This is a genomic window from Streptosporangium sp. NPDC000563 (genome assembly GCF_040299985.1).
In the GTDB taxonomy this organism is placed as follows: Bacteria; Actinomycetota; Actinomycetes; order Streptosporangiales; family Streptosporangiaceae; genus Streptosporangium.
Window position 1 is genome coordinate 424,930 of sequence record NZ_JBEPDA010000004.1, and the last position, 12,440, is coordinate 437,369.

At 66.6% G+C, this 12,440-nt stretch carries 15 protein-coding genes; 4 read left to right on the forward strand and 11 right to left on the reverse strand.

Translation table 11 applies throughout. The annotated features are described in order from the left end of the window. Nucleotides 1-51 precede the first annotated feature (51 nt). A complete protein-coding gene (locus ABT352_RS14785) occupies nucleotides 52-267 on the forward strand; it encodes an SHOCT domain-containing protein (RefSeq protein WP_350945335.1) in 216 nt (71 codons plus the stop codon). Between the two features lie 237 nt (nucleotides 268-504). On the opposite strand, the gene ABT352_RS14790 is transcribed toward ABT352_RS14785, so the two are convergent. The 4 genes from ABT352_RS14790 to ABT352_RS14805 form a co-directional block, all read right to left on the reverse strand. Next, nucleotides 505-1,026, reverse strand: a complete 522-nt coding sequence (locus tag ABT352_RS14790; protein ID WP_350945336.1) for a hypothetical protein — start codon at nucleotides 1,024-1,026, stop codon at nucleotides 505-507. 100 nt (nucleotides 1,027-1,126) lie between these two features. Further along, a complete protein-coding gene (locus tag ABT352_RS14795; RefSeq protein WP_350945337.1) occupies nucleotides 1,127-1,378 on the reverse strand; it encodes a hypothetical protein in 252 nt (83 codons plus the stop codon). A 41-nt stretch (nucleotides 1,379-1,419) separates the two neighbouring features. Continuing rightward, nucleotides 1,420-2,454 carry a 1-acyl-sn-glycerol-3-phosphate acyltransferase gene (locus tag ABT352_RS14800; RefSeq protein ID WP_350945338.1) on the reverse strand — a complete coding sequence of 345 codons (1,035 nt, stop codon included), beginning with the start codon at nucleotides 2,452-2,454 and terminating at the stop codon, nucleotides 1,420-1,422. A 189-nt stretch (nucleotides 2,455-2,643) separates the two neighbouring features. Continuing rightward, on the reverse strand, nucleotides 2,644-3,477 hold the full coding sequence (locus tag ABT352_RS14805) for a patatin-like phospholipase family protein (RefSeq protein WP_350945339.1): 834 nt from the start codon (nucleotides 3,475-3,477) through the stop codon (nucleotides 2,644-2,646). 176 nt (nucleotides 3,478-3,653) lie between these two features. Here ABT352_RS14805 and ABT352_RS14810 point away from each other — a divergent pair, with 176 nt between their 5' ends. Further along, entirely contained in the window at nucleotides 3,654-3,800 is a 147-nt protein-coding gene (locus tag ABT352_RS14810; RefSeq protein ID WP_350945340.1) for a hypothetical protein, read from the forward strand. A gap of 536 nt (nucleotides 3,801-4,336) precedes the next feature. Here the strand turns inward: ABT352_RS14810 and ABT352_RS14815 are convergent. Both ABT352_RS14815 and ABT352_RS14820 read right to left on the reverse strand, forming a co-directional pair. Beyond that, nucleotides 4,337-5,725: a phage major capsid protein gene (locus tag ABT352_RS14815; protein WP_350945341.1), complete on the reverse strand. Its 1,389-nt coding sequence runs from the start codon at nucleotides 5,723-5,725 to the stop codon at nucleotides 4,337-4,339. 151 nt (nucleotides 5,726-5,876) lie between these two features. After that, entirely contained in the window at nucleotides 5,877-6,152 is a 276-nt protein-coding gene (locus ABT352_RS14820; RefSeq protein WP_350945342.1) for a GntR family transcriptional regulator, read from the reverse strand. A 118-nt stretch (nucleotides 6,153-6,270) separates the two neighbouring features. Here ABT352_RS14820 and ABT352_RS14825 point away from each other — a divergent pair, with 118 nt between their 5' ends. Beyond that, nucleotides 6,271-6,486 carry a hypothetical protein gene (locus tag ABT352_RS14825; RefSeq protein ID WP_350945343.1) on the forward strand — a complete coding sequence of 72 codons (216 nt, stop codon included), beginning with the start codon at nucleotides 6,271-6,273 and terminating at the stop codon, nucleotides 6,484-6,486. Nucleotides 6,487-6,535: 49 nt separating this feature from the next. Beyond that, nucleotides 6,536-6,706 carry a hypothetical protein gene (locus ABT352_RS14830; RefSeq protein ID WP_350945344.1) on the forward strand — a complete coding sequence of 57 codons (171 nt, stop codon included), beginning with the start codon at nucleotides 6,536-6,538 and terminating at the stop codon, nucleotides 6,704-6,706. A gap of 243 nt (nucleotides 6,707-6,949) precedes the next feature. Here ABT352_RS14830 and ABT352_RS14835 read toward each other — a convergent pair whose 3' ends face one another. The 5 genes from ABT352_RS14835 to ABT352_RS14855 all read right to left on the reverse strand — a co-directional run bounded on the left by ABT352_RS14835 (nucleotide 6,950) and on the right by ABT352_RS14855 (nucleotide 12,381). Next, the gene (locus tag ABT352_RS14835; RefSeq protein ID WP_350945345.1) at nucleotides 6,950-7,210 is read right to left on the reverse strand and encodes a hypothetical protein; all 261 of its coding nucleotides are present in this window, start codon (nucleotides 7,208-7,210) and stop codon (nucleotides 6,950-6,952) included. Between the two features lie 285 nt (nucleotides 7,211-7,495). Beyond that, nucleotides 7,496-7,786 (reverse strand): hypothetical protein, encoded by a 291-nt coding sequence (locus tag ABT352_RS14840; RefSeq protein WP_350945346.1) that lies wholly within the window; start codon nucleotides 7,784-7,786, stop codon nucleotides 7,496-7,498. Between the two features lie 374 nt (nucleotides 7,787-8,160). Continuing rightward, the gene (locus ABT352_RS14845) at nucleotides 8,161-10,305 is read right to left on the reverse strand and encodes a phage/plasmid primase, P4 family (protein WP_350945347.1); all 2,145 of its coding nucleotides are present in this window, start codon (nucleotides 10,303-10,305) and stop codon (nucleotides 8,161-8,163) included. Between the two features lie 110 nt (nucleotides 10,306-10,415). Further along, nucleotides 10,416-10,628: a hypothetical protein gene (locus tag ABT352_RS14850; RefSeq protein ID WP_350945348.1), complete on the reverse strand. Its 213-nt coding sequence runs from the start codon at nucleotides 10,626-10,628 to the stop codon at nucleotides 10,416-10,418. A 244-nt stretch (nucleotides 10,629-10,872) separates the two neighbouring features. Then, the gene (locus ABT352_RS14855; RefSeq protein ID WP_350945349.1) at nucleotides 10,873-12,381 is read right to left on the reverse strand and encodes a recombinase family protein; all 1,509 of its coding nucleotides are present in this window, start codon (nucleotides 12,379-12,381) and stop codon (nucleotides 10,873-10,875) included. Nucleotides 12,382-12,440 lie beyond the last annotated feature (59 nt).

Sequence of the window (12,440 nt, forward strand, 5' to 3'; positions counted from 1 at the left end):
AAACTCGATGGATCCCCGGCGAATCCGATGGGGAGGTAGGGGAGGCCGACGATGTTCCGCATCCTGGTGTTGCTCGTCGTCATCGCGGTGATCGTGGTGGTGATCCTCGGCGTGACCAGGAGGGTACGTGCCGCCGTGGCAGGCGGGGTGAAACGCGAGCCCGTCGCCGACAGTCCCCGCGAGATCCTCAAGCGCCGCTACGCGGCCGGTGAGATCGACGAGGACGAATACCTCCGCCGGATGTCGGGCCTCTCCCAGGACTGGTAGTTCCACCGGCGTCGGGCTGCGGTCAGGTTGGTGCCGTTGGACCTCAAGATCCAGTCTTCAAGGTGTCCACATTCAATGGGGAGCGCCCAAAAGCTGCGGTGATGGAGCCGGCGACGAAGCGGAGGTGGGTGGCCCCATGTGGGATTGCCGCTTGGTGGCCTTGGGCTCCGGTGAGGGCACGGCGCAAGGTCGCAGAGTCTGCGGCCGGGATGGTCGCGATGTTGGCGGAAACAGGGGTCAGTGACCGGGAGCTGTCAGGCAACCGCCGTCGTTGATGTAGCCCCCTACCTCCACCTTCGACTCACGCTCGTCGTAGAAGCCGGTGAGGCATCCTCCCGACAATTCGATAGCGAACACCACAGCGGAGCGAGCCCCTCCTGCCCTGATGATGACGTTCGTCCCTGGTGGGGCGACCGCCCGTACCGCTTTCGCGACGTGGGCCTCGCCGTGCAGTGCCCGCTCGCGCAGGTCGGCGAATTTGCCCCGCAGGGCCTCGGCCACCGGCTCAGCCTTCGCAGCCACCTCCGGAGGAACCGCGCCGCGCTGGCGGTATGCCTCGTTGTCCGCGTGCTTTTGCTCCCAGGAGGGCATCGTGATGCAAGGGGCAGGCGTCAGCGACTCAACGGCTTCCGGGCAAGGAAGTAACGCTGACGGCGACGCCGACGGCCCGCCTCCCTGTGTCCGCGCCACACCACAGCCATTCAGGATGGTCAACAACAGCATGGCGACAAGGGCAATTAAGATCTTCATGCTCTTCATGCCTCAACGATCGGGCAGGGCGAACCGGGGGCACAAGTCACGTCGGTGGCAGTGGGGTGATCGCGTGGTGTTCGCCGGCTCACAAGGATCAGGTGGCCCTTCAATCCGGGAGTCTCAGGGGTTCGGGCGTTTCCCAGGCTGTCGGCTGCCGCTCGGGGTTGGTTTCCTGGTGTACGAACTGGCTGATCAGCTCGGTGAGGGCTTGCCGGTCCTGCTCGGGAAGGTCCTGTAGGAGGGCGATCGCCGGTTGAAGCACCTCCACCGTGGCCTCGGGTGTGATGGCGTCGTTGTCGCTGTGATCAAGTTTGATGACGATCTCTCTCAGGCCCTTAGGTGGTCGGACCGGCGTCACGAGCCGACGTGGTCGGACGCACATCGTGACGCCGACGCGTGTCAGGTCGCGGGGGCGGGGGCCGGCTGGTTCTCGGTGATCCAGGCGTCGATCTCCTCCCAGTGCTCGAAGAGCCAGCGGATCTGCTCCTCGCGCTCGCGGGGCACGTCGGCGGCCTGGACCCGCCACCACTTGGCCTTGATCTGGGCGCTGAGCGGCAGACGGGTCCAGATGTCCCCGAAGGTGATCAGGTCGTCGAGGCCGGTGTGCGCGACGAAGATCACGTCCGCCTCGGGGCAGGCGTCGATGGCGGCGATCGCCCCGTTGGGGCGGGGAGCCATCAGGTGCTCCAGCCTGCGGGCCCGTGCGGCCTCCTCGGCCAGGCCCTTCTGCTCCAGCCTCAGGATGGCCCGCCAGCGGCGCTTCGGGGTGAAGTTGCCGCCCTCGGGGAAGATCACCAGGGCGTCGTCGGCGTCCATGCCGGCCGACAGGCGGCGGATCTCGGCGAGGATGCCGCTCTCCGCGGTCTTGCGGTGGACGAAGGCGTTGGGGAGCCGGTTGATCACCACGTCCAGCGAGGGGACGAACTGCAGGGCCGCCTTCATCACGATCCTCGGGCGCCTGTGGTATCGGGCGAGAAGGTGGTGGACGAGCAGGAAGGAGTCGCCGGGGCCCGCGTGGCGGGACAGGACGATGACGGGGCGGGTGAGGCGCCGGGAGGTCTCCTCGGAGGTCGGCGGAGGCTCGTCGACCTCGACGCTCAGGCGGAAGATCCGCACCGCGGCCTCGTAGATCTTGGACAGGAACCACTGGATCAGCTCGTAGTGCTGCTCCTGGTACTCGTCACGGCTGAGCCGGCCGCCCAGGCCGTTCGTCACCCACAGCCACAGGCAGGCGCACAGTGCCATCGACTCCAGCGTCAGCCACGCCATCGCGAACCAGACCAGCCGGGTGCCGCGCCGCTGCGGGGGTGGCAGGCGCAGCGAGGCCGCGGTCACCACCAGCAGCCAGATCGGGAGCGTGAGCACCGCGAGGACGGTGAGCACGATGACGAGAGGTGCGAGGACCAGGCGGCGGATGATGCGAGGAGGCAGCACGAGCGGCTCCTGCCTGTGTGGATGTGCGGTGTGTAGGTCGTGCGGGTGCCGTGTGATTCACACCGGTGTGACTCAGGCCGGTGTGACTCGGATGGACGTTGATGCGGACATGTCCCTGTGAGGTACCCCGATGTATACGTACAACGCGGTGTGGCGCACATCGATGCCGGGGTGGACGGGTGACGTGGCTCAGGAGGGCGACTGCCGGGCCAGGTAGTCGGCCGAGGCCCGATAGGCGCGATCGATGTATTTAGATATATGCGAAATATCCCGGTATCGCAGCTGGGAGAAGTCCATTCCCGGCCGGGACTCACCCCCCGAAGGCATCACGTGGACCTCGATGTCGTCCGGCAGGGTGGCCATCTCCTCGGTGAAGCGGTGCCGCCGGGCGATCTCGAAGGCGGTCATGCCGACCTCCCACGGGCGCCGGGGCACCGTCAGGGGACGCTCGATCCTGCCCACGTGCAGCACGTAGACCCGCCGGGCGCCGAGCGCGACGGCCCGGCCGACCGGGATGCTGTGCACCAGCCCGCCGTCGAGATAGTGGCCCTCGCCGACGCGGACCGGCGGCAGCAGCCCCGGAACGGCGCAGGAGGCGAGGACCGCGTCGACGAGCGGCCCCTCGGTGAACCAGTGCGCGGCGGCACGCTCGACGGAGGCGGCCACGCACTGGAACGACACGGGAAGATCCTCGATGCGGGAGACCGGGAGCGTCCTGGCGAGCAGGTCGCGCAGCGGCTCGGAGGAGTGCAGGTGGGTACCGCTTCTGGCGAGGGTGGACAGCCGGGTCACCCAGGACCCGGCGAACGCCGTACGGACGATGTCGGAACTCCACAGCGTGTTCAGGCGCTCGACCGCGTCGCCGGGGGAGGCGGCGAACACGACGCCGTTCAGCGCGCCCACGGACGTGCCGACGATCAGGTCGGGCTTGATGCCCGCCTCGTCGAGCGCGCGCAGCATGCCCACCTCGTGAGCGCCGAGAACGCCCCCGCCACCCAGTACGAAGGCAGTGTCCAGGCTCATGGGCTCACCATATCCCCGCCCCGGAGCACCGGATTCCCGCCGAGGCCGCGCCGGTTCCGGATCCACGGGAAGAAGCCGAGGAACCGGGCGGTTCCGGATCCCCGCAAAGAAAAGGCGGCCAGTTGTCCGGGTCCTGACATGACCTCAGGCGCCGGCGAGAGGGCACGATCTGACGCATGACAAGTGTGGTGGAGACCGAAGGGCTCACCAAGTTCTACGGCGGACGCCGAGGACTTGAGGATCTCGACCTGGAGATCCGGCCGGGGGAGGTGTTCGGGTATCTCGGCCCGAACGGAGCGGGAAAGCCGGACGGGCGATTGTGACGTAACTGTGCCCCTTGAATGCCGCCGGATACACGTTGTGACCTGAAAGCGTCGCCGGAACCCTCAGTGAGGTAGGGGTCTGCGAACGATCTTGCTTAGGATCGCGCTCACACAACTTCGATCATGGCCGCCGGACCAAATCAGCCCTTGAATCCCACCGGATACACGATCGGTGCTCTATGGCGAGATATGGCGCGGTCTCGCGAAATCCGATGCGCTGTAGTCCACACTGACGGCCTATCGCGAGCACCTTGGATAGACGACACCGGAGAAGCCCGTAAGGCGCTCAGCGTGGCTCTCAGAGCCGTACAGCACGAAGCCCGCCGAACCTCCCGGCAGGCTTCGCGGTCACCTACGGGAAGACATCGGACCCTCTGTGACGCGGACATGAGAGAGCCCCCGACGCGGAAGGAGTGAACGCGTCGGGGGCTTCCGGGCTGCCCCATGGCCCGTACCCATCCCCGAAGGGAGATCAGCGAGGGCTCGGTTCCCCTGGCACGGTTTCACCCGCGCAACCCCGAGCCCCCGTCCGCATGCTAGGCGCTCGTCGGCACGTCCAGCAGACGGAACGCCTGGGGAACCGGCGCGTCACTGCCGGTCCGGAAGGTCATGAACATGTGACGCTGACCGGACGGCCGACCGTCCGCCCCGTAGCCGGGAAGGATCTCGACTGTGGTCCCGATCCGGTCAACGATGATGAACTGCGAGAAGTCGCCGTACACCATGACGTAGTTGTTCGCTGTGGCCGCCGGGTTGATCGTGCCGTCCATGTTCGAGTTCTCATGCCAGGGCTTTCCGAGAAGCCGGGGCGGGTCTTCGCGAAGCTCGGGGAACTGGAGAGCGCCGTTCGTGGTCTCCATCTGCCGGTAGGTGTTCGCCGTCGCGATGTGCGACATGAACGAGGCGTTCCCGGAGAACCGCGCCGGTAGAGCGTTCTGAAGCCGGAACGGGTCGGTCGCGGCGAGCGCTTCCGAGCCGAGAGTGTCGATCTCGCTAGACGTGCCTACGAGAGCCGTCACGATGCCGCGCGGGGCGGTCGAGCCGTTGCCCGTCGTGTACGCCGTCGCCATGAGCTGATCGGCCGCGTCGCGCGCCACGACCCGAAGCTGATTGGTCAGGTCGAGCGCATCCATCCCGAGTTCGTAGGAGTACGTCACGTTGACGTCGCCCATGAACACGGGGATCGGTTCGGCCGCGAGTGCGGGCGTGCCGTCCGCCGCCTGAGCCCCCTCGGTCTTCCATTCGGCCGTTGCACCGGCGGACGAGACGCCGTTCCACTTGTCGGACACGGTTCGTACGACGCGGGAGATCTGGCGAAGCGGGTTGTTGCTGCCGTCATTCGTCAGCAAGACCGCCGGGTCGATCACGAGCGGGAGCATGGCGGATCCGCCGGACAGGTTGAGCGCCGTCCGGATTTCGTCGGCCTTCCGGAACGCCTGACCCTCTTCGGCCGTCCACAGAAGGTGACCGCGCGTCGGGTCGGCCGCGAGCTTCGCGAACGCTCGGGTGTAGGCGTCGCTACCGGCCGCCTGAACCCAACGCGCCGCGAGAGAACGATCCCCGGTCGGGCCGTTGTCGAGAAGCCCCTGAGCCGCTTCGGCCGCACGAGCGGGAAGACGGTCGGCCCCAACGAGGTCGTCAAGCTGCCACAGCGCGAGGTCGCGGTTCCGGTTGGCCGTGCCGCGCGGGGCGGACGTCGCCCGGTCGGCCGTGCCGCCGCGAACCGCGTGACCCGCGAGCCAGTCGCGCCGCAACTCGGTTCGGTACTCACGAGTGAGCGCCGCGATCTTGTCGTCTCGCTGCTGCCACTCGCGAAGCTCCGCGCCGCTGATCGGCTCGGGGTGGTCTTCGTTGAAGTCGTCCTGTTCCCGCATGAGCCGGTCGATCTCGTCACGGATGACTACGGGGGTGCGTCGTTCGGACATGGTGGATCTCCTGAAGTCGATCATGGATTGATCAACCCGTCAGGAAGTGGGCGATGTGCCCGGCTTGCTGTCTACGCGATCACGGGCGAGGTCTCGGAAGGTGGGCCGAGCCCGACGTTCCGACCGGCGAGTGATCGCGTGGGTCTGATGATCAGCGTACGTCGTCGGCCGAACGCTGCGCATCCTCACGTTCCTTCGGCGTGAGCACGAACGAACCCATGCCGGTCTCGGTCCGGATGTAGTGATCATCCCGAAGTGCCGCGACGGCCTTCCGGACCGTCACCTGAGTCACGCCGAACTCGGTCACGAGAGCGAGCACGGGCGGGATGCGCTCGCCCGGCTTGTACGTGCCCGCTTCGATCCGCTCACGGATGATCGCGGCCACCTGAGGCCAGAGGGCACGGCTTCTGTCGAGTTCGATCACCACTCGCTCACCGTAGTGACCGCTAGTCAGCACGGGCGAGGCAGCGCGAGCCCTAGTGAGATATAGCGCGCTACATATAAAGTGCGCTTGACGGACAGTCACAGAGGGCGAGGTCAAGAACGTGAGCGAGCCTGAGTACATCCCCGACGCGATCCCCGGTTTCGACATCTGGCGGGACAACTTCGAAGCGGACATGTGGCGCGGTCGGCACCGCGATAGCGGCCGGACGATCAGCGCCGACAACTGGGAACTTCTCGTGTGGCGCGCGTATGAAGTCCGCATCCTGATCTCGATCACGAGCATCCGGGAAGTGCTCGACCGTCATGCCGGATCTTGACTGGCGTCCGTACGACTCGCGAGGAACGACGTCCCGCGTCCGGGAGATCGTGACGCGCGGCAAGGTCGAGTTCGAGCTGTGCGCCGAAGGTGGGCAAGACGTGATCCGCAGGACCGACTACACGAAAAAGCGGGTCGTCGTGAGCGAGGTCGGCCGCGAGATGACGCGCCTGGCGACGCTCGATCTGTGGAAGCTGATCGTCACAGACGACGCTGCCTGATCAAGGCGTTGACCAGGCAGTTTGCCCTCGCTTGCCCTTGAGGTCGCTTCGCCCGCGCGTACGTGATCGGGGGGCGCGTGCTGCCCTTGCCCGTTGCACTTGACCGGCCGTCACACGCCGTGAGACTCCTGCCATCGCGTCAAGGTGGGTAGCGCGTGGCTCTCAGCGCCGCCTAGGGCTATCTCGCGTTCTGTGGCCGCGCGTCATGCCGAACCCCGCCAGGAAGGCACGCGCGTAGATCGTCTAGAGGTAGTTGCCGGGCATCGGTGCGGGCTCGACGTCGGCCGCCAGGGGCTCGGTCGCGCTGCCGTCGTTCGGCGCGACGGCGAGACCCGAGCGCGTCACCAGGAACACGACCTCACCCCTCAGCCATGCGTCCGTTACCGCCATCGCGTCGGGGCGGCCGAACATCTCGGCGAAGAGCGTGATTACCCAGTCCGTCACCTGGATCTCGACGTCCTGAGGGGTGATCTTGGGGTTTCTCGGGGTTTCTTCCGGGGTCATTTCGATCTTCCTTTCTTGGGCCTGGGGCTCGGGGAGGGAAAAAGGAGATTGCGGGGTCTCCCTGGGGTGCGATCTTGGCCGTGATCTCGACCCCTACCCCCCGCAGGGGGCGTGTGGTCGAGCCGGTCGAGTGCCGACCCCGCCAGGAATGGCACTCGTGGTACCGGTACCACCGGTACCGGTACCGACGTGGTACCAGTGGTACGCGGTACCACGTCGGTACCGTCCGTACCATGCGGTACCACGTACCGCGATGGTTCTGGTACGTACGGTACAAACCGCTGGTCAGCGCGTCGCGTAGATCACAAGGATCGCGGCGACCGACGTGACCACGAACGCGAACGTGTACCAACGTTCGGTGAGCAAGAGGAACATCACGGCGAGCGCTCGGAACGGTGCGACGATCAAGCGCCACACGCGCTGAACCGATGATCCGAATCCATCATCATCGGGAACGATCTCGATCCACGTCGGGTGATCGTGAATCACGATCGGCGCACCACTGAAGTCAGTAGGTGCTTGCATGATCGCTGTGTCCTGAGCCTCTACCCGCTGTGCGAGTTGCCCTCTCTTCACGCTGCCACCTCCCGGTCGTTGGGGCGCCCGTAAGCGTCCGTGATGGGTGCCCCGGTGGGCAGTGACCCGGCGGGACACCGGGCTTCGTGAGCGATCTCATGCCGCCCCATGTCGATCACGAGGGCCGGTCGGCACATCGGACAGAATGGGGTCGGCCGGTCGGGGGCGGATAGGGTCCGCCCCCGGCTGGTCGTCGTGGTCATGGTCATGAATCCTCTCGGATCGGTTCGTGTCGGTGGCCGATCAGGGTCCGTGTCTCAGGTCCCCCGACCTGGGGAAACTCGGTGTGTGCAGCTTGTGCAGGGTCAATCCAAAACTCCCCATAGCGCTACACGTAGAGAGTTTTAGAACGACCCTGCACAAGCTGCACACGATCACTCGAAGGGGCTTTCGTCGTCGCTGAACCGGACCCCGAGCCATGCCATGACCTGAGCCGAGAGCGCACCGGCAGGCGCACCCTTCGGCCGCGAGATCCCCGGCTGAGACGTCCGGACGCGCTTCTTCTCGACCCGAGCCCGCGCCGTCTCCGAGTGATCCCGGAACCGGGGGGTGAACAGCTTCTCGGACGGCTCACGGTTGCCTCGATCGCGAGACCACGCGCGGTAGTCCTCGTATAGGTCCGTGCTCGACACGTAGCTGTCCGGGTCGGCCGTCAGCCGGTCGTCCCAGTAGGCAAGGATCATGTCCGACTCGGCTCGCCATGACCGCGTGTCCGCGTCCACGGTGGTCGGTGCCGGGGGCATGACCATGTCCGCGTCGTAGAACCGGCGTGCGCCGTCCACGATCCATCGGAGCATGGCCGAAAGGATCTTCGGATCCTTGCTCGCCCGGTCGCGAAGCCTTCCGTCACTCTTCCGCTCATGCGGTGCGGTCGGCTCGCCCTTCACGTAGGTGTACGGGAAGGTCACGAGCGCGAGCCGTCGCCACGTGCCGGTGTCGGTCTCGGTCACGATCGGCCGATAGTTCGTCGTCAGGAACAGCGAGTGTGTAGCGCGCCACGTGACGCTGTCCTTGTACTTGAACGCCCCCCGCATTTCGGGGGAACCGATCGACTTCTTCAGCCGGACCGAGTCGAGGTGAGCCGCTTCCGGCGTTTCCTCGATCAGCGCGAAGCGCACACCCTGAAGCGCGATCCGGTCGAAGTCCGATGCCTGCCCGATCAGGACGGCATCGGGGACAAGGACGTGATAGTCCCCGAGCGCCGCGCCGACCGAGTCCACGAGCGTCGTCTTCCCGTTGCTGCCCCCACCGTTGAGAAGCGGCATGACGTCGTCCGGCGTCATGTGGCCGGTCGCTGCCTGCCCGAACCGGACCTGAAGCCACTCGGCGACGTCCGCCGGGACGGCCGACAGGATCGCGTCGAGGTCGTCGCTCGCTGCCGTGGGGTCGTAGTCGGCCCCCGCCATGCGCGAGATCAGCCGCTCGGGATCGTGCTGCATGAGGTCGCCCGTACGGAGATCCACGACGCCGTTCCGGCAGTTGAGAACGTCCGGGTCCGCGTCCATGTCGGCCGCGTCGAAGAGCACGATCCCTCTCGCGAGCGCAACCACGGCCGCGATCCGGCCACGACCGAGAACCGAGCGCCACCCGTCGATCACTTCCTGACGGGTCCGGCTGTTGTCACCGGTCGCCCCCTCGACCGCTTCCGCGAAGCGAGCCACAGCCCACAGCCGAACCGCCTCGATCACGGCCGCTTCGTCGCAGCGAGCCCACCGGCGGCCGTCCCAGACGATCCAGCCGGTACCGGCCGACCAGCGAAACCGGCCGTCCATGACTTCGTCCGCGACGGTCTCCGTCAGGTAGGCGTCCGAGAACGTTCCGTCCGCCGACGCGGTCACCGGCTCGTCAGGGGTCGCGACGTCGAGCAGCCCGGCGACGGTCCCGCCGTTGGCGAGGTAGTCGTCAGCACCCACCTTGTCGAGCCCTTCGACGGTCGGCGTGATCAGGTACCGGACCTTGCTCGCACCCTTGCTCTTCAGCCACCGTCCGAGCCGGACCATGGCGAGCATGACCTGACGCTTCTCGGCCGCGTCCGAGTCGAAGCACACGATCACTTCACGGTCGCGAAGCGGGACGTCTTCCCAATCCCCGAGCGTCCCGAGCTTGGCACGCCAGTTGAAGACGCCGGTCAGCGCGATCACGCATTCCCCGAGCGAGGTCAGCGCGTCGGCCTTCTTCACGCCTTCGGTGATCCACAGCCGGACGGATGGGTCCTTGATCCGGCTCGCGTTCCGGGGATGGACATCGAGCTTGTTCGGCATGCCCACGGGTGACAGATAGCGGAGCGGCTTCTTCCCGCCGGTGACGGCCGGAAGCGTGTCGAGCCGGAACTGAGCCGTGACCAGTTCGCCGGTCGGTCCGTACATCGGGATCATGAGCCCGTCACGGTTGCCCGTGCTGAACCGGATCTTCCGTGCCGCAAGCCGGTCGGCGACCTCGGGAGCGCCCACGGTCGGCGAGTAGTACCCGCGCTCTTCGATCACGTCGGTTGCGATGCCGGACGCGCGAAGCATGTCCATGTGACCGTTTGTCAGCTTTGCGTGAAGAGATCTACTCTGGTCGTGAACGTACGTGTCCGCGCCGTTCAGGGTCGCCGTCCCGGCCAGGGGGCGGCGATCTTCGTTTGTGGTCATGCGTGCTGCCCGCCCTTCAGCAGAAGCCCGATGGTGGCTCGCTGGTCGTCGTTCAGGGGCGGGAACTTGTCGGCCGTCTCCCGGATGAACTTCGCGATCTTCGCGGCGTGCAGCTTCCGGCGAAGCTCGGTCGTGTCCGCGTCGGGGCGGTAGCGCTCTGTCCGTGCGATCTCGGCCGCGATCGTCCGGGGCTCAGGCATGGTCGCCATGGCAGATCTCCCGAAGGAAGTGATCTGCGGATGCCGCCCCCCGGTGACATCACAGGGGTTCCGCTGGTACGGCGATCATGGCGTTACCGGAGTGAGGTCGTCAGCCTCTCTGCCGAACTCCGGCGCTGGTCAGCGTGACTGCATGACCAACGATCTACCTCCACAGTAGGCGCTCAGTTTCGGATACGCAACCGAAAGGCCGGTGACTGTTTTCCCAGTTCACCGGCCTTTTGTATCTCGCTGATTACATGCTCTGACCCTTGATCGGCTCGATCGTGACGCGCTCTTCGATCGACGGCCGCCGACCCTTCCCGGAGGGCTTCAGGGTCACGGTCATGACGTTCCGGATGATCTCCCGGCGGGTTCCGATCCCGAGCCCTTCCCACACGCGCCGTGCCGCGTCTTCGGACTCGACCCCGGCGAACGCTGCCAGCGGGGATGCTTCCGCGACGTCGGCAAGGCGCCGTTCGAGATCTTCGATCTTTGCCTGTTGCCGCTTCGTGCGGGTCACGTACTCGGCGCGATCAATCAGCCCGTCGTCGTAGTCCTCACCGATCACGACCTTCCGCTGACGTGCCGCGATCAGTTCGCCCCGAAGGGCGTTGACGTCGATCCCGGCGGCCGGTGCCGCGATCAGGTCGGCCGCGTCCCGAGCCAGGATGACCACGGCGAGCCCTTCCACGAGCGCGTCAAGGTCGGCTTGCGGGCACATGACGTGCGGTCCGTCGCCCCGGTTCGGGCTGGGCGGGCAGGCGTACACCGGACGGTCCTTCCTCCCGCTCGACCCCGAGACGCGCACCACAGCGCCACACGGGCACCGGTAGATCCCGCTTCCGAGCCACTTCGGCGCGACGCCGGGGTTCGTCCGCCGGGTCGGGTCGCTCAGCTTGTGGACGATCGTCCAGAGCTGATCTTCGGGGATGATCGCGTTCCACGGCGCGCGGCCGACCACGTCAGCGGGGGCGTAGACCTTCCGGCCGGTGCCTTCCTTGTGGACCATGAGCCCGGCGTTCCGGGGGCGCATGAGCACGTCACGGATGTACGTCGGTTGCCAGGGCTTCCCGTCAGCGGTCGGGATTCCGTCCGTGTTCAGGTCGCGAGTAACAGCACGCACGCTGACCCCGGCGAGCACCGCGTCAGCCATGCGCCGGATGACGGCCGCTTCGCTCTCCCGGATCGTGACGCCGTCCGGCTCGAACCCGTACGGCCGACGTCCGCCCCCGAACTGTCCGGCCGACGCCTGACGCTCCCGAGCCGCGCTCACGCGCCGCGCGGTGTCCCGGCTCGACTTGTTCGCCATGGCGACCATGACCCGAGCCATGGTCACGTCAGCGTCGTTGTCCAGCCTGAGAGACCCGGTGATGGACGCTGCCCGGACGCGGGGGCGGTTCGACTCAACGACGTCGATCAGGTCTTCGAGGTCGCGGGGGTCGCGCATGGCGCGGTCGAGATCGAGCGAGACCAGGACGTCGGCGCGGTCACGGGCGAGCCAGTCGAGCGCTTCACGGAAGCCGGGGCGGACAGTCCGCATGGCGACTTCGCCGTTCGGGAGCTTGATCTTCCGGCGCTTGAACGCGCTCGTGTCGTTCTCGACAATCACCTTCACGACGTCCCACCCGTTGCCGGTCGTGAACGCCGTCAGCCGTCGAACCTGATCGTCAACGCCGGTCGTGTCGAGTTGTACCGTGCCGTCGTCTGCCGTGATCTTCTCAGCGTCGCTGATCCTTGCCAGGATGACCGCTCGCTCGCCCATGTCCGCTCTCCCTTGTGCTTGACCGCTGGTCACAGCGTATGCATGAGAAGCGTCATATT